Here is a 15,850-nt window from a genome sequence, read left to right on the forward strand (position 1 = left end):
TATAGGCTAACCCGTTGAAAATCCAGCGTGTGGGACGTCATTCCGGGGCGATGCGGCAGCATCGAACTATGGGGCGCCCCTGCGCCCTGAGAATCTCGAGATTCCGGGTCTGGTCCTTCGGACCATCCCGGAATGACAGGCAGGTTCAGTTTGCAGCACCCCAGAGATCGAACAGTTCGGGCGGTGGAACCTCCACCCACTGGTTGCCGAGGTTAATGCGGTAGGGGGTGCTGCTCGAAGGCCCCGATGGACGCCACAATCCTGGATCGACGGGGCGACCGTTGGCACGCACCCATCGAGCGATCGGCTCGAGCGCCGCCGCCTGCTTCGCGGGCGCCAGGGTAAATCCGCCAAGCATCACGAAGCGCAGTTGCCTGTCGGAGACCAGCCGTTCGATGTCGGAAGGTTTCAGGATCGGATCGTCGCCGAGATATCCGCCCATTGCCATGACAGGCAGGCCGGTCGAGATAATGAGTGGCGCGGCGACGTTTGCGTTGGGAACCGCGACGAGAAAGTTTGCGGCCTCGCGATTGGCGATCAGGTAGCCGGTGAGTTTCTTGCGGAAGGCTTCCAGCCGCCATGTCCGCAATGCCACACGTTCAGTATCTGGCGGTGCGAGCAGCGCGCTCATGTTGGCGACCGGCGCCGCTAAGTTCGGGCGCCGCAGAACGACGCTCGCGGCGGTCAATGCCGGCGGAACCAGCAGTGCGCCGATCGCTGTGACCGCGAAGAGTTTCGATAATGTGTTCTGCAGCGGAAATACGTAGAGAGCGGCCGCGCACATCGTGGCGATCCCGACCGATGTCAGCCATGTCAGGCTGAGCCAGTCAGATCCGATCGTCTCGGATTGAGCGGTGCACAGATAAACCTGCCACGCGGCCGTGACCGCGATGATCAGCGGCAGGAATATCCGCGCTGGTGTACCCATCTTCCATCTTGACCAAAGCTCGACGACGGCGATGCCGGAAAGTACCGCAAGCGGTGGACCGAGCACGGCGACATAGTAGGTGTGGATCAGCCCGCTCGCAAAGCTGAGCACGATCCAGTACATCACGAGCCAACCGGTCCAGACGGCAGCGGCGATGCGGCGTGACGCCGGCGAGGCCGGAGCCGATGCATCCGACCAGGCGAAAACGAGGCCTGCGAGCGCAAGCGGAAGCAGCCAGGCGAATTGTGTTGCAGCCTTCGGCCGGAACAGGCGGAGAATACCTGTCGGCGAGTCATCCGTCATAACGGGTTGCGACCGGACTTCCGCGCCTGCAGGTGCCGTCTCGCCCGAGACGGCGGGGGAGGGGTTTGCCGAACTCGTGGCGAGGAAGCGGGCCGCGCCATTATGCACCAAGGCGAGCTCCAGCATCGAATTGTGTTTGGTGCTGCCCGCATAGGGCCGGTCCCGGGCCGGCGCGAGATCGAAGAAGATCGCCCAAGACAGCGAGACGGCAACAAGGACGACGCCCGCGATGGCCTGTCGTCCGATATGCCAGGTGATAGGCGCGGCCGGCCGGGCGAGGCTGAACGTCAGGGCCACGACCGGCGCCAGCACCAGCGCCGCGCCCATCTTCACGTTGAAGCCAATGCCGATCGCGGCCATTGCGGCGCAGAGCATCACGAGCCGGCCGGTTTCGGCGGCCCGTATCGCAAGCCATGCGCCGGCCAGCAGCACCAGGATGAGACAGCTCTCGGTATTGTTGGAGCGGTCGACGGCAACGTTGACCGGGCTGAGCGCGAGCGCCAGTGCGGCCATGGCTCCGGCCGTCCTCCCCCAATATTTCTGCACGAGGACGTAAACGAAGAGGATCGCGGCCAATCCCGCCATCACTTGCGCGAGCAGAATCGAAAGCGCGCCAAAGCCGAACAGTTTGGCGCTTGCGACCTGCAGCCAGATCGCCACCGGCGGCTTGTCGATGGAGACAAAGCCGGCAGGGTCGAACGCGTTGAAGAGGAAATTGTGCCAGCTACCGAGCATGCTGCGCACCCCGGCAGCATAATACTGCCTTCCAAAATCGTTCTGCGAAAGCTGCCAGGTTCGCGCAAGCGCAGCCAGCGCTACGATGAGCGAGAGCGGCAAGGCCGTCTTCAATATCTGGCTGTCGGGTAATTTCAGAATGCGCCGCTCCCCTCGCGCAGGTCGATCTGAAATTATCACCTGCGGCGCCGGCGCCCAGTTAACTCGCGGCAAGGTTAGCTCGCGGCAAGGCATCTCATGTCCCGGACGCGTCGCAGCGCATCGCGCCGCAAGCCATCGCGTGTCTAGGACACGCGTGAACGCACTCTGATCCAGGTCATTGCCAGCTTTGCGCACCCGGCAAGCTGACGCTCACTTGACTCCCAGGACGTCCTTGAGTTCTGCCGCTTTCTTCATGCACCCTGGTTCGTCGCCAGCCTCAGACATCTTGCGGGCTTCGGCCATCAGTTGGTTGGCATGCTCGGCGCTCTTCTGGGTGCTGCTCTTGCTCGTGACTTGTTCCTGATGCGGTGAAGTGGGCTGCACGGCCGCTGCCGTTGATCCGGTGGTTTCAGGCTCAGCGCTCTTTTGCTTACCGGCCAGAACCTCCTCCTGGTGCTTGGTCCCCGGCATTCCCGTTTCGCTCGCGCCCGTCCCTGCGGCAATGATATTCGGTTCGAGGGCCTTCAGTTCCTGGTTACAATCAGCAAACGCTGGCGAAGCGAGGATGAGGGTGAATGCTGCTGCGGTCACTATGCGTGTAGACATCTGAACCTCCTGCTTGAGGTTGTCTCTCGCTCGAAATGAGGGATACAGGAAAACGTCCACCAATATTCAGTGGTTCCTTCAAATCTGGCGACGGTCTGATCTGCAAAGCGCCTCAGCCCCAATCTTCCTGATGAGTCCGGGCAATTGCCGCATATCGTCGAAAACAGCGACGGCTCCGGCATCGCGCAGCCTGTCCCCATAGCCGGGGCGGCAATGGCTGCCACCGTGAAAACCGAGCACGGTCATGCCAGCGGCGCGGCCGCCGGTGACGCCGGGAACGCTGTCCTCAATCACGACGCAGCGTTCCGGTGCGACGTTCATCTGTTCGGCCGCGAACAGAAACAGGTCCGGCGCCGGCTTGCCATGCCGCACTTGCACGGCGGAAAAAATATGCGGCGCGAACCGATCGTACAAACCCGTGCAATTGAGGCTGGCGCTGATCTTCTCCGGCGGCCCGCTCGATGCGACGCAGACGGGCTGCACAATCTGCGCAAGGGCTTCGCCAATGTGAGGCATGGCTTCCAGCGAAGCCGCAAACAACCGGAAAATCTCGGCGTATGTTTGGGAGGCGAAGTCGTCCGGCAGGCTGCGGCCGAGCTCGGTTTCAACTTCGATCGTGGCCTGACGCATCGAGCGGCCGAGAAACCTTTCGAGCACCTGTTCTGCCGTGATTGGATAACCGTGGCGCGTCAGTGTCTCCGCATGCGCGCGGCACGAAATGACTTCGCTGTCGACCAGCACGCCGTCGCAGTCGAAGATGACCAGATCGAGGTTCGGATTCAAGTCGGCACGCGATCAGGATTTGTCGTCGTCAAGCGGCACGCAATAAAGCTCCAGCCGGTGATCGACCAGTTTGTAGCCGAGCTTGCGGGCAATCTCGGCCTGCAATTTCTCGATCTCCTCGGAGGTGAACTCGATCACTTTGCCGTCGCGCAGATTGATCAGATGATCGTGGTGGCTGTCGGGCATCTGCTCGTAGCGCGCGCGGCCCTCGCGGAAATCGTGCCGCTCGATGATGCCGGCATCCTCGAACAGCTTGACGGTGCGATATACCGTCGAGATCGAGATCTTGTCGTCGACCGCGACGCAGCGCCGGTAAAGCTCCTCGACATCCGGATGGTCGGCCGATTCCGCAAGCACACGCGCGATCACCCGGCGCTGCTCGGTCATGCGCATGCCGGTGGCGGCGCAGCGAGCCTCGATGCCGGTATTTTTTTGCGCAGACGGGGATTTCAGTACGGGCATGACCTTGGGGCCTTGAAGAACATGTCGGGGCTGTTGTGCCACCCTGCGCATATTACGACAAGTCACGCCGCATCAGAAGTGCATTCAATTGCTCCCCGCCGGGTTGCTGATAGTAGCGTTCCCGGCGGCCGACGACCTCGAAGCCGGCCCATTCATACAGCCGCCGCGCCGGCTGATTATTTTCTTCAACCTCGAGGAACACCTTGCGCACGCCGCGGCCGGCGAGATGGCCGAGATGCGTCAGCAACAGGTTGCGTGACAGGCCGCGGCCACGCTCAGTCGCGTCGATGGCGATCGACAACAGCTCCGCCTCGTCGGCCGCCATGCGCGACACCGCAAAGCCGATGATCTTGCGCCCGAGCCTGAGACGGTGCGCGAGCGTGTTGCGCTCGGTCAGCATCACCTCGAATTCGCCTTCGCCCCAGCCGCGGTGAAACGATGCGCCGTGCAGTTGCGCCAGACGTCGCGCATCGCGCGGAATGGCCGGTTCGATCACCGAAGTGCCGCCGCCCCACCATTCGGTGAACCAAGTCATCATGATGCCGGCGGCTGCGATGCGTCGGATAACGCATTTTTCGGCGGCTTGGCGTCGGGGGCGCGCAGATAATAGGGCCGTGCCGGTGAGCTGTCGGGATTGACCGCGGCGCCCAGCCACGCCACCCAGGCGATGTCTGGCGCGGCCTGCTGATTGATTTTGAAAGGCGGCGGCGCATCGGCGGGCCAGCGCTCGGCCATCATTTTCGCTGCATTGCCGACCAGATGCGGCGCGCCGAAGCGCGCCGCATCGAGCGCTTCGGCGATCGGCGCCACCTTCGGCTTGACCAGCGAACTGCCGTCGCCGCCGAGCACCTGGAAATAGACGTGATCATGCCGCGCATCGATCGCGGCGATGACGGGATGTTCGCTGCTCTCGCTGACGATGGGGGCGGCAAACACGGTCAGTGTCGTCACGCCTACCACGGGCTTGCCGGCGGCGAGTGCAATACCACGGGCGGCGGATAGGCCGACACGCAATCCGGTGAAGCTGCCCGGACCGGTCGTCGCGGCGACGCGGTCGAGCGCGGCAAAGGCAACGCCGGACGCCTTCATGACGCGCGCGATCAGCGGCATCAGCGCCTCGGCATGACCGCGCTTCATCGCCAGCGATTCCCGTGCGATGACGCCGCCCGCGGTGTCGAGCACGGCGGCGGCGCAGGCATCGAGCGCGGTATCGATGGAAAGGATCAGCATGAGGGGGCGAATAGCGAATGGTGAGTGACGAATAGATTATCGATATCCGTCTCTATTCGCCACCCGCTACTCGCCATTCGCGTCCCCTTACATCGGCCGGACTTCGACCACGTCAGGCACGAAATGCCGCAACAGATTCTGGATGCCGTGCTGCAACGTCGCCGTCGAGGACGGGCAGCCGGAGCAGGCGCCCTTCATGTTGAGATAGACGACGCCGTCCTTGAAGCCGCGGAAGGTGATGTCGCCGCCGTCATTGGCCACTGCCGGCCGCACCCGCGTCTCGATCAGGTCCTTGATGGTCGCCACCGTGTCGGCGTCGGCCTCGTTGAAGAACTCGCCTTCCTCGTCCGCCGCCTCGTCATTGCCGACCGTGCCGTCCGCCAGCAGCGGCGCGCCGGACATGTAGTGCTCCATGATGGCGCCGAGGATCGCGGGCTTGAGGTGTTGCCAGTCGCCGTCCGCCTTGGTCACGGTGACGAAATCGTAGCCGTAAAACACGCCGGAGACGCCTGATACACCGAATAGTCGCTCGGCAAGCGGCGAACGGGCGGCGGCTTCGCGGCTAGAAAATTCCATCGTGCCGGTGTCGAGCACGGTGCGGCCAGGTATGAATTTCAGGGTGGCGGGATTGGGCGTGGCTTCGGTCTGAATGAACATTGGTTTTCTCCGGCGTCGCCGGTTCAAGGCCGGCGCGTGGGGTGTCCCATAGCAGATGGCGACCGCCGGCGCACGGTCAAGGGGGAAATCAGAAATTCTCTAACCAGATCAAGCCCTAAGACAGCCCGTCAATCTCGGGATCGCTGAGATCGCCGGGGACGATGACGACCGGAATCGGGAACGAGCCGGCGGCCTGGGCCATCATGCTGATCAGCGGCCCCGGCCCCTCGGGACCCGGATTGGCCGCCAGCACCAGCATCGAAATATCGACGTCCTGGTCGATCACGTCGAGAATCTGGGTGGTGGGATCGCCCTCGCGAATCACCCGTTCGGGCGTGATCGCGGCGATGCCGTTGGCGCGGCCGGAGGCGCGGTCGAGCGCCTCATTGGCGGCGTCCTCGGCCTCGGCGCGCATCAGGTCGGCGACACCAAGCCATTGCTGGTTCTGGTCTTCGATCGCGATGATTCGCAGCATCACCACGCCGCCGCCGACGCGCACCGCCCAGCGGCTGGCGTAATACACCGCGCGGTCCCATTCCGCGGTGTCGTCAACGATGACGAGGCATTTCGGTTTGTGACCCGTCTCGTAGCTTCGTCGCTGGGTGGTCATGCATGTCCCGGTGCTGCGCCAAACCGCCGCATGCTGCCACGGCGCAGCCGCTTTCGACAAGCGGCGACGCTGTTCCACATTCTCGCGGCGGCGGAATCTTACCCTCCCCTGGAGGGGGAGGGTCGGCTCGCATGAGCGCAGCGAACTGCGAGACGGGGTGGGGTGACAGTCTCTCAACACGGACGCTGTTGGATGCGGAGAGACCGTCACCCCACCCCGCCGCGCGTTACACGCGCGTCGACCCTCCCCCTCCAGGGGAGGGTGAAAACCAGCTTCGGATACGCGTTCTAGCTCTTTCGAATGAAACCGACGATGTCCCGCGTCGCCCGCATGGTTTCGTCGGCGAGGACGCGTGCGCGGTCGGCGCCGTCGACCAGGATCTTGTCGACATGGCCGGGATCGGCCACCAGCCGCTTCATCTCGGAGGCGATCGGCGAGAGTTTTGCCACGCAGAGTTCCACCAGCGCATTCTTGAAGCTGGAGAACTGCCCGCCGCCGAATTCGCGCAGCACATCGGATTTGTTGCGCTCGGCCAGCGCCGCATAGATGCCGACGAGATTGTCGGCCTCGGGCCGGTTCTCCAGGCCCTTTTCCTCCGACGGCAACGGTTCCGGATCGGTCTTGGCTTTCCGGATCTTCTGCGCGATCAAATCCGCATCGTCGGTCAGGTTGATGCGCGAATTGTCCGAGGCGTCCGACTTCGACATTTTCTTGGTGCCGTCGCGAAGCGACATCACCCGCGTCGCCGGGCCGGTGATAAAGGGCTCGGGCTGCGGGAAGAACAGGCCGTCGTTGAAGCCGTGGCCGCGTATAGAATCGCCGAAATCGTTGTTGAACTTCTGCGCGATGTCCCGCGACAGCTCAAGATGCTGCTTCTGATCCTCGCCGACCGGCACATGGGTGGCGCGGTACAGCAGAATGTCGGCCGCCATCAGCACGGGATAGTCATAGAGCCCGACGGAGGCGTTCTCGCGGTCCTTGCCGGCCTTCTCCTTGAACTGCGTCATGCGGCTGAGCCAGCCGATCCGCGCCACGCAATTGAAGATCCAGGTCAGCTCGGCGTGGCCGGCGACCTGGCTCTGGTTGAACACGATATGCTTGTTCGGATCGATGCCGGCAGCGATGAAGGCCGCCGTGACCTCGCGGGTGTTGCGGGCCAGTTCCGCCGGGCCGCCCCAGACGTCCATGCCCATCGTGATCGCGTGCATGTCGACGACGCAATAGATGCAGTTATGGGTTTCCTGCATCTTCACGAAGTTGACGATCGCGCCGAGGTAATTGCCGAGATGCAGATTGCCCGTCGGCTGGACGCCCGAAAAAACCCGTTCAACAAAAGCCATTGTCAGCTTCCCCAAGGATCCTGTCTCGGATGCCTGTTTCGCGCCGTCGTTTGCCACGCAGGGGCTATCTGCGCAAGTCAGGCATGATCCGGAAAAGTGGGTACCGGTTTTCCCTCGGGACAAACGCGAAGCGTTTGCCCGGAGATCATGCCCAAATCAAAGAGATAGAGCAGGATGACAAAGTCATCGTGCTCTACCCCTTTGTTTGCCTGACGGCGTTAACCGTGTCGCGCCAGCCGATGACGCCGAAAGTTCGCAGAAGCAGGCCGTAAATCGCAATTCCTGCCGAGATCACGACCAGCAGCAGGATGGCCTGCACAAGGCCGTGCGCGCCCGAGGTGAGGGAAGGCAGCGACCGCGTCGCAAGCCACAGCAGCGCGCCCATGGCGAGCGCCGCCAGCGCGATGCGCGGCAGCCGCCGTTTTGCTTCCCTGTCGATCGAAAACCCGAAGGTTTTCGCGCCGCGGCGGATCAGGCTGAACGCCATGCTCCAGGCGCCGACAGCAATGGCCGCCGCGATGCCGTCTGCGCCGTACCAATGGCTGAGCAGGAAGGCAGATGCGATCGCCAGCACCACGCCTTTCAGCGCGGCGGTCAGCGGCGTCATCGTATCCTCGCGTGCAAAGAACGCCGGCGACAGCGCCTTCACCAGCACATGCGCCGGCAACGCCAGCGTCAGCCACATCAGCGCGCGGGCGGTGGCTTTGGTGTCATCGGCGGTGAACGCGCCATGCTCGAACAACAGCCGCACGATCGGTGCAGCTAACACGATCAGGCCGAGCGTTGCGGGCAGTGCCAGGCCAACCGCGAGTTCGAGGCCGCGGGATTCGGCGTGAGCAACGGCAGCACGGTCCTCAGCCCGCACCGCGCGCGTCAGTTCCGGGATCAATACCGTGCCCATGGCGACACCGACAATGCCGAGCGGCAGTTCGACCAGCCGGTTGGCGAAATAGAGCCACGATACCGCCGACGGCGAGGAAGACGCGATGATCGCGCCGGCCACGACAAGCAATTGCGGCGCGCTCGATGCCATCATGCCCGGCACAGCCTTGCCGAGAAAGCCGCGGATCTCCTTGTCGAACGAGACGCGCAAAGGTGTCGCGATGGTCTCGCCACGGCGCAGCACCAGCACGGAGAGTTGCAACAGCCCGGCGATGCCGACGGTCGCGGCGATGATCTGCGCGGCCCGTGTGGCATCCGGCTGCACGGCCAGCAGCACGGCCATCACCGCGATCAGCGCGATGTTGAACAGCAGCGGCGAAAACGCCGTCAGCGCAAATCGCCCCTGTGCGTTCAAGAGCGCCATCATCACCGTCACCGGACCGGCAAAGGCGAGGTAGGGCAGCATCAGCCGCGCATTGTCTGTCGCGAGCTGCAGCGTCTCGCGGCCGGCAAATCCCGGCGCCAGCACGGTGATGATCAGAGGCATGACGAGCGCCATCAATGCCGTGGCTGCGATCAGAGCAGCCATGATCGTGCCGAGCACCCGGCCCGCATAGGCCGCCGCAGCCGCCACGCCGCCGCTCTCGCGCACCCGCAGCCAGGCCGGCACCAGCGCAGCGTTCAGCCCGCCCTCGGTCAGCAGCCTTCGCGCCACATTGACTAGCTGAAACGCCGCCAGGAACGCATCCGCCACGGGCCCGGCGCCAAGCAGCGCGGCGAGCACGGAATCGCGCACGAACCCGAGCAGCCGCGAGGCCAGCGTTCCCGAGGATACCGTGAGGAAAGGGCGGATCATGGCGGGCTGTATAGCAGCAGCTTCCCTTGCTGGCGCTACGCCGATCTGGTAGGCCGCAGCCTTCTTAGCCGTGCTCGGCTTCTTCGCGCAACGCCGTAAACAGGACGGGTGGATGACTGACGCAAAATACGACGTTCTCGCTATCGGCAATGCGATTTTCGACGTCTTCGCGCAAACCGATGAGAAATTTCTGGCCGATCACGGCATGACCAAAGGCGGCATGGCGCTGATCGACGAGGCCCGCGCCACCTCGATCTACCGCGACATGGGGCCGGCGACGGAGGTGTCGGGCGGATCGGCCGCCAACACCATCGTCGGCATCGCCAATTTCGGCGCCCGTGCCGCCTATGTCGGCAAGGTCAAGAGCGACCAGATCGGCGGCCTCTACACCCACGACATCCGTGCCGCCGGGGTCACCTATGAGACCAGGGCGGCTGAAGCCGGCCCGGCCACCGGCTGCTCCTACATTCTGGTGACGCCGGACGGCGAGCGCACCATGAACACCTATCTCGGCGCGGCGCAGGACCTGAGGCCGGCCGACATCGACGAGGCGCAGATTGCGGCATCGCGCATCGTCTATCTCGAAGGCTATCTCTGGGATCCCCAAAACGCCAAGGAAGCCTTCGTCAAGGCAGCGGGCATCGCCCATGGCGCCGGCCGACAGGTGGCGCTGACGCTGTCGGACTCCTTCTGCGTCGATCGCTATCGCGACGAGTTTCTCGATTTGATGCGCAAGCGCACCGTCGATCTGGTGTTCGCCAACGAGGCCGAACTGCACTCGCTGTACCAGACCTCGGATTTCGAGGGCGCGCTGAAGCAGCTCCGCGAGGATACCAAACTCGCCGTCGTCACCCGCAGCGAGAAGGGCTGCGTCGTGGTGTCGTCCGATGGCGTTGTCGCGGCGCCCGCATTCCCGATCGAAAAGCTCGTCGACACGACAGGTGCCGGCGACCTGTTCGCCGCCGGCTTCCTGTTCGGCCTGGTGCGCAATGCGAGCCATGAGACGTGCGGCCGGCTGGGCGCGCTGGCGGCAGCGGAGGTGATCCAGCACATCGGCGCAAGGCCGCAGGTGTCGCTGAAGGAATTGGCGGGGCAGAACGGGCTGCCGGTGTAGGCGGCGAAGGTCTTTCCACTCGTCATGGCCGGGCTTGACCCGGTCATCCACGTCTTCCTTCCTTGCTGCATCTCAAGAGCATGGATGCACCGATGTCGCTCCAATGAGCGGTCTACAGGCTTCCGATCAGGCGCAATTTCGCTTAGAAGTTGATCGTGAACGAAGCCGCGTTGCACCCGGAGGACAAGGCCGTCAGCAAGGTCCGCGACAAGCCGCTGAAGAAGAAGCCGTTCGATGCGAAGGCGTGGTTCGCGCGTCTCGATGGGCTTGGTGGACGCGATTTCTTGCCAGAAGGTATCCCCGACGAACCGCCGGCTGAGCCGGACCCGTGCGTCTTCTTCGACGAGTGATTTGATGAAGGATAATTATGATTTCTTGACCGCAAAGCGCGGGAAGTTCTTTCGGGAAGGCGCGCGCCTGGTGCCGCCGATCCACCTGGACCCCGAGGTGCTTGACTATCTCTCCGAGCGGGCCTTGGCTGGGGGAGTCTCGTTGAGTTCGCTGGTAAACGCGCTGTGCAAGAAGGGCATCGAACTGATCGAAGCGGCAAAGTAGCCGCCGCGCATCAACTTCGCTATGCGCAGTCCGATCACGCGATTGCTTTCTAGCCCCAGCATCATCCAGTTCCACATGCTGTGATTCCTAGCCAAGGCGTTGATTTGCACGGCGGCACGCCGTTAGGAATCACATCGACGACCACGGTGTGCACGACGTCCAATCAAAGCCGCGTGGCTGTCATGACGGGCACAATCTGCTCGCTCATTCCCTCCTGAGCCTCCCTTGGCAACACACGTCCCTATGACCACCGACCTTGCAAGGGTTCCTTCACCTTGATCTAGGGAACACCCGAATTGGCAATAGCCGGGGCTCGCTTCGCGTGAAAAATCAGACTGCCGCTGCTGGGGGCCAACGGAGATATCCGATGGGTGTGGTAGGCTGGCGCTTTGCGCATGTGAAGAGAACTATCCGCGTCCGGGCGGCCCTTGTGGGCCTACTCGAAGAGTTGCCTTTTATCTGCCCGGTGGTCGTAGCAGTCGGCTCGACGGTCATGATCGTAATCAAGCTCTGCAAGGATTTGCCGCAGTGAGGCCGCCCGACCGCCAAGGCGCTCGTGTGCACGCCTTTGTGTGCCGATCGGCATAAAATATAGCCGACATTGCGCGACTGCAAATATCCTCAAACGGCGCGGTCGCGCGGTCCCGGCACCAATACCCCCCTCGTCAAAGGACCCGCGAAACGAGGAAGCCCATGACCTTTGAGTTGCCGACTGGCACAAAACTGCACATGCCATCAGCCGCCCTAGGGTGTATGGTTTCCGACGCGCAGTAAAGTTGGGGTACGGGCCATGGCAGACGACCTTACGTATCGCATATGCGTCACCGTAGGTGGCTTGATCCCCGTCGTGTTGGTCGCAATCGCAGTCTTCGCTTGATGGACAACCCGATACTCAGCCCGCGTGAGAAGCGCCTCTTGCGGCGTCTAGCCCGAGGCCGGTCTGACCATGCTATTGCGGTTCAGATTGGAGGAAGAGAAGATCAGGTTGGCGAACAGCGGAAGCGCCTGTTGCAGAAACTGCAAATCAGTTCGCAGTCTGAGATCGCAGAAGCCGCCGCGCGGTTGGCGTTCTGGCCATCTCACAGGGCCGCTGACGAGTTGGCTCTCCTTGGCCGAAGCGCAGGGAGGACGGCGGCCACGAACCGCTGTCCTGAACCTCGGTTGCATCAATACCGATAAGGATATTGCCCCGCACAAATGTACTGTCCGTAGCTGTCATAGTAGCAGCCGGAGTTGTAGTAGCCGTAGGCGCCCGCCGCAGCGGCTGCGCCCACTGCGGCAGCGCCATAGCCCCAACCCGGGCGATAGTAGCCGCGGCCATAACCGGGGTAACCCGCGATCGGACGGCCGGGACGACCCGCGATCGGACGCCCCGCGATCGGATGCGCTGGCCGCGCAATGCGTCCGGCGTGTATGCCACCGGCACGCATGCCGCCGCCGTGAAAGCCACCTCCACCGCCACGGAAGCCGCCGCCTCCGCCACGGCGCGCATACGCATCATCGGGAATGAGAGTTGCAGTGAGCAGGACAAATGCCGCTAGACCGGCGAGAATATATTTGAGCATCATGCTCCTCCCGACCTTGGAGTTCGCGAGCGAGACTGCTGCGCCGCCTGCAGGCGACGTTGATGTAGATCAACGTTTACCCGCGGCGGCCGGACGCTAACTGAAATCGCGGCGCGTCACCTAGCCCCGGCACACGCTCCCCTCGGACGACCTTGGTCTCGATCCCCACAATCAAGAAAGGCCAAATCGTTCGGAAGTCCGCGGCCGTTCCACGCGATGCAAAGAACTTCAAATACGTTTCCAGCGGGCCATCGCGCGGTCCCGGCACTAACCCCTCCCTATCGGTAGTACCTGCAAGCAATGAGTGGGCGCACACCTCGCCCTCACCATCGCCAGCCGTGGCGCGCGCATCACGTCGACCTCGACCTCGACCACGACCACAGCGGCAGCGTCACGACGGCAGCGGCAGGTGATCTGTTTCGCCAGGCGGCACGCCTGACCAACAATTGTCCCTATGGACAATTGCACGCTTCGGTTTTGTCGTCTTTTATGGGCGGGCGTATCACCCAGCCCGATATGCCCTCGGCAACGGTCCCGTAGCTGCCGCCAGTTGTGGGACTGTTGTTGGGGGGCGAGACCACCGAAATCATGCATGGCGTCGCGCGCTAGCGCTCGCACCGCATCGACCTTGTTGTCAGGGTTCGATGACGGACGGCATCCCGCACGGGAGCGAGACAGGCACAGAACAACGACTCGCATCGTCGCCGCATCACGGCTACCAAAGCTTATTTTGGACAGACAAGCTCAATGACGGCGCCCCACGATCTTCGCCCGGCTCGGCTAGTGGACCCACAGGGCTACGAAGGCACAGGCGAAGCCCACCACTAGGAGGCCTGAGGCTGCAATTGTGACTAGGTCAATTGACCAGTGATGGCCGACCAAATCGAGGTGTCTGGAGTGATTTTCGTCCCGATATGTCTGAAGGCGCATGGCAGCAGCACCTCCTCGTGCGCGTCTGGCACCTAATTCAATCGGCTGTTGCTAAAATAGTTCCCTGCGTCGCCCCAACGTTGCCGGTGACCCAAATCCAACACCGTGGCGGATGTGGATATTCGGTGCGCCGATCTCGCCAAATCCCACCGGAGACCATTTCGTGCGCGCGCCGCGTCGACCGAACGAACGCAGCGCCCGTTCGCACATTCTGGCAGATTTTGCAGACACAAGATCACGAAGTACGCCGTAAAACCATTGCGCAGGGAAGGCCGGATGCTCTCCGCTGGACCTGTATGCTCGTGTGCGCGTTCTTTTTGCGCAATTGCACACGAGACCGCGGGTGCAGCGCGCACCCGGTCTTCCCTGCGCCCTCTTTCTCAAGGGGCGCGAAAGATAAGGGCAAAGCTCGGGCGGAACGCGCCGCGAGATCGCGAGATCATGTCAGTTGAGAATGTGCGCCAGTCTCTCCCCCGTCATTGCGAGCGAAGCGAAGCAATCCATCTTTCAGCACATGCGGCACGATGGATTGCTTCGTCGCTTGCGCTCCTCGCAATGACGCTGGGGAGACAGCGATGATTGAAACGAGAAGCCCCAGCGTACTGGATGCCCCGCCTTCGCGGGGCATGACACGCGTGGATGAGGTGAGGGCGTACCACGCGACGAAGCGTCGCCGCCCTCCTTCTTTTTCACGCCGCGCGCTGACCGCTGCCGGCATCGAGCCCGGCATAAACCCCGCGCTCAAACCCTGCAAAGGCCTCCAGGCATTTTGCGTCGGCGAACGGCAACAACTGCATCAGGATCACACCGCTGACGTCGCGCGCCGGGTCGATCCAGAAATAGGTGTTGGCGAGACCGGCCCAGGCCAGGCTGCCGGCGCTGCGCCCCTCGGCCGTCGGGGCGGTGTTGATGAGGAACGAGAGCCCCCACTTCTTGACGATGTCGGGATAGAGATCGACGTCGTTGGTGTAGATCGGCGCCACCGTCACCATCTTACCCATCGTGAGATCGCCGATGTGGTTCTGGCTCATCAGCGCGACCGTCTCGGGCTTCAGCACCTCGTTGCCGTTGCCGCGGCCCTTGTTGAGGATCATCTGGGTGAACTTGATGTAGTCGGCCGCCGTGCCGTAGAGGCCGCCACCGCCCATGTGGAATTCCGGCTCCTGCTCGAGTTCGAACGGGATCGGCGCCAGCGAGCCGTCCGCGCCGCGGGCATGCATGCCGACCAGCCGCTGGCGCATCGAGTCAGTGATCTTGAAGGCGGTGTCGTTCATGCCGAGCGGCGTGAACATGTGGTCGCGCAAATACGCATCGAGCCGCTTGCCGCTGACGGCTTCCACTGCCCTGCCGACGAAATCGATACTGGTGCCGTATTCCCAGCGCGTGCCGGGCTCGGTCATGATCGGCGTCTTCAGCGCGGCGAGCTGGCAGGTGGTGATCGCCGGGGTTCCGGTCTTGTCGAGATACTGCGCGCACTCGACGCTCCACATGTTGTAGGCAAAGCCGGCGGTGTGGGTCATCAGATGACGCAGCGTGATCGGCTTCGTCGCGGGACGCAGCTTCGGCTCGCCATTGGCGTCGAAACCCTCCAGCACTTGCGGGCTGGCGAGGTCAGGCAGCACTTTTCCGATCGGCTCGTCGAGCGAGAGCTTGCCTTGCTCCACGAGCTGCATGCCGGCCGCGGCCGTGATCGCCTTGGTCATCGAGGCGATCCAGAACACGCTGTCTGCGGTCATGGCATCGTCCTTGGAAAGGTCGCGCTGGCCGAACGCGCCCTGGTAGATCACCTCACTCCCGGTGGCCGCCATCGCGACCACGCCGGGAATTTCCTTCGCCTCGCATTTCTGACGCAGAATCTGATCGATCGCGGCCTTGCTTTGCATCGGTCTCCTCCCGCTGTTTTTTATGGAGTGGCGCGATCTTCCTCCCGGCCGCGTGATCCCGCAAGCGCTCGGCGGACGCTGCCGCCAATGTCGCGATCTCGTGATAAGCAAGGACGGTGGGCAGCAGGCGCGCCGGGCTGGCGGCACAAAACGGCAACACCTCGCCGCATTCTGCGGGGGACGCAGGGCAATGGCAGTGACCGGTTTAACCATCCACGATAACGTGATTAGGCCTGCGATTCCCTTCGCCGATCTTTTTCAGTAAGGCGT

Annotated in this window: 17 protein-coding genes; 5 read left to right on the forward strand and 12 right to left on the reverse strand. The window is 63.1% G+C overall.

The features are described from left to right. Window positions 1-145: 145 nt before the first annotated feature. The 10 genes from V1290_RS19630 to murJ form a co-directional block, all read right to left on the reverse strand. Window positions 146-2,068: an ArnT family glycosyltransferase gene (locus tag V1290_RS19630; protein ID WP_334365932.1), complete on the reverse strand. Its 1,923-nt coding sequence runs from the start codon at window positions 2,066-2,068 to the stop codon at window positions 146-148. 249 nt (window positions 2,069-2,317) lie between these two features. Continuing rightward, window positions 2,318-2,713, reverse strand: a complete 396-nt coding sequence (locus V1290_RS19635) for a hypothetical protein (RefSeq protein ID WP_334365933.1) — start codon at window positions 2,711-2,713, stop codon at window positions 2,318-2,320. Window positions 2,714-2,791: 78 nt separating this feature from the next. Continuing rightward, window positions 2,792-3,454 (reverse strand): HAD family hydrolase, encoded by a 663-nt coding sequence (locus V1290_RS19640; protein WP_442894050.1) that lies wholly within the window; start codon window positions 3,452-3,454, stop codon window positions 2,792-2,794. A gap of 54 nt (window positions 3,455-3,508) precedes the next feature. Then, a complete protein-coding gene (locus V1290_RS19645; protein WP_028347833.1) occupies window positions 3,509-3,958 on the reverse strand; it encodes a Fur family transcriptional regulator in 450 nt (149 codons plus the stop codon). A 52-nt stretch (window positions 3,959-4,010) separates the two neighbouring features. Continuing rightward, window positions 4,011-4,496 (reverse strand): ribosomal protein S18-alanine N-acetyltransferase, encoded by a 486-nt coding sequence (gene rimI / locus V1290_RS19650; RefSeq protein ID WP_442894051.1) that lies wholly within the window; start codon window positions 4,494-4,496, stop codon window positions 4,011-4,013. Further along, window positions 4,493-5,188, reverse strand: coding sequence for a tRNA (adenosine(37)-N6)-threonylcarbamoyltransferase complex dimerization subunit type 1 TsaB (tsaB, locus tag V1290_RS19655; protein ID WP_334365935.1), 696 nt, complete (start codon window positions 5,186-5,188; stop codon window positions 4,493-4,495). Before tsaB ends, rimI begins: the two co-directional genes overlap by 4 nt. A gap of 87 nt (window positions 5,189-5,275) precedes the next feature. Beyond that, window positions 5,276-5,845 (reverse strand): NifU family protein, encoded by a 570-nt coding sequence (locus V1290_RS19660; RefSeq protein ID WP_334365936.1) that lies wholly within the window; start codon window positions 5,843-5,845, stop codon window positions 5,276-5,278. A gap of 115 nt (window positions 5,846-5,960) precedes the next feature. Then, window positions 5,961-6,455 (reverse strand): universal stress protein, encoded by a 495-nt coding sequence (locus V1290_RS19665; protein WP_334365937.1) that lies wholly within the window; start codon window positions 6,453-6,455, stop codon window positions 5,961-5,963. A 287-nt stretch (window positions 6,456-6,742) separates the two neighbouring features. Beyond that, entirely contained in the window at window positions 6,743-7,795 is a 1,053-nt protein-coding gene (trpS, locus tag V1290_RS19670) for a tryptophan--tRNA ligase (RefSeq protein ID WP_334365938.1), read from the reverse strand. 193 nt (window positions 7,796-7,988) lie between these two features. Beyond that, complete coding sequence (murJ, locus tag V1290_RS19675; protein WP_334365939.1) at window positions 7,989-9,533, reverse strand: murein biosynthesis integral membrane protein MurJ; 1,545 nt, start codon at window positions 9,531-9,533, stop codon at window positions 7,989-7,991. Window positions 9,534-9,645: 112 nt separating this feature from the next. Here murJ and V1290_RS19680 point away from each other — a divergent pair, with 112 nt between their 5' ends. From V1290_RS19680 to V1290_RS36545, 5 genes are all read left to right on the forward strand, one after another. After that, window positions 9,646-10,647 carry an adenosine kinase gene (locus V1290_RS19680; RefSeq protein WP_334365940.1) on the forward strand — a complete coding sequence of 334 codons (1,002 nt, stop codon included), beginning with the start codon at window positions 9,646-9,648 and terminating at the stop codon, window positions 10,645-10,647. Window positions 10,648-10,802: 155 nt separating this feature from the next. After that, window positions 10,803-10,997 (forward strand): hypothetical protein, encoded by a 195-nt coding sequence (locus tag V1290_RS19685; RefSeq protein WP_334365941.1) that lies wholly within the window; start codon window positions 10,803-10,805, stop codon window positions 10,995-10,997. Between the two features lie 4 nt (window positions 10,998-11,001). Continuing rightward, on the forward strand, window positions 11,002-11,202 hold the full coding sequence (locus V1290_RS19690; protein ID WP_334365942.1) for a hypothetical protein: 201 nt from the start codon (window positions 11,002-11,004) through the stop codon (window positions 11,200-11,202). Between the two features lie 367 nt (window positions 11,203-11,569). Then, the gene (locus tag V1290_RS19695) at window positions 11,570-11,734 is read left to right on the forward strand and encodes a hypothetical protein (RefSeq protein WP_334365943.1); all 165 of its coding nucleotides are present in this window, start codon (window positions 11,570-11,572) and stop codon (window positions 11,732-11,734) included. A 344-nt stretch (window positions 11,735-12,078) separates the two neighbouring features. Then, on the forward strand, window positions 12,079-12,381 hold the full coding sequence (locus V1290_RS36545; protein WP_442895068.1) for a LuxR C-terminal-related transcriptional regulator: 303 nt from the start codon (window positions 12,079-12,081) through the stop codon (window positions 12,379-12,381). Here V1290_RS36545 and V1290_RS19700 read toward each other — a convergent pair. Together V1290_RS19700 and V1290_RS19705 are read right to left on the reverse strand one after the other, a co-directional pair. Continuing rightward, entirely contained in the window at window positions 12,369-12,767 is a 399-nt protein-coding gene (locus V1290_RS19700; RefSeq protein WP_334365944.1) for a hypothetical protein, read from the reverse strand. The two genes, V1290_RS36545 and V1290_RS19700, sit on opposite strands and share 13 nt — an antisense overlap. A gap of 1,619 nt (window positions 12,768-14,386) precedes the next feature. Then, window positions 14,387-15,580: a serine hydrolase domain-containing protein gene (locus V1290_RS19705; protein ID WP_334365945.1), complete on the reverse strand. Its 1,194-nt coding sequence runs from the start codon at window positions 15,578-15,580 to the stop codon at window positions 14,387-14,389. Between the last annotated feature and the right edge of the window lie 270 nt (window positions 15,581-15,850).

It is taken from the genome of Bradyrhizobium sp. AZCC 1578 (assembly GCF_036924675.1).
GTDB lineage: Bacteria > Pseudomonadota > Alphaproteobacteria > Rhizobiales > Xanthobacteraceae > Bradyrhizobium.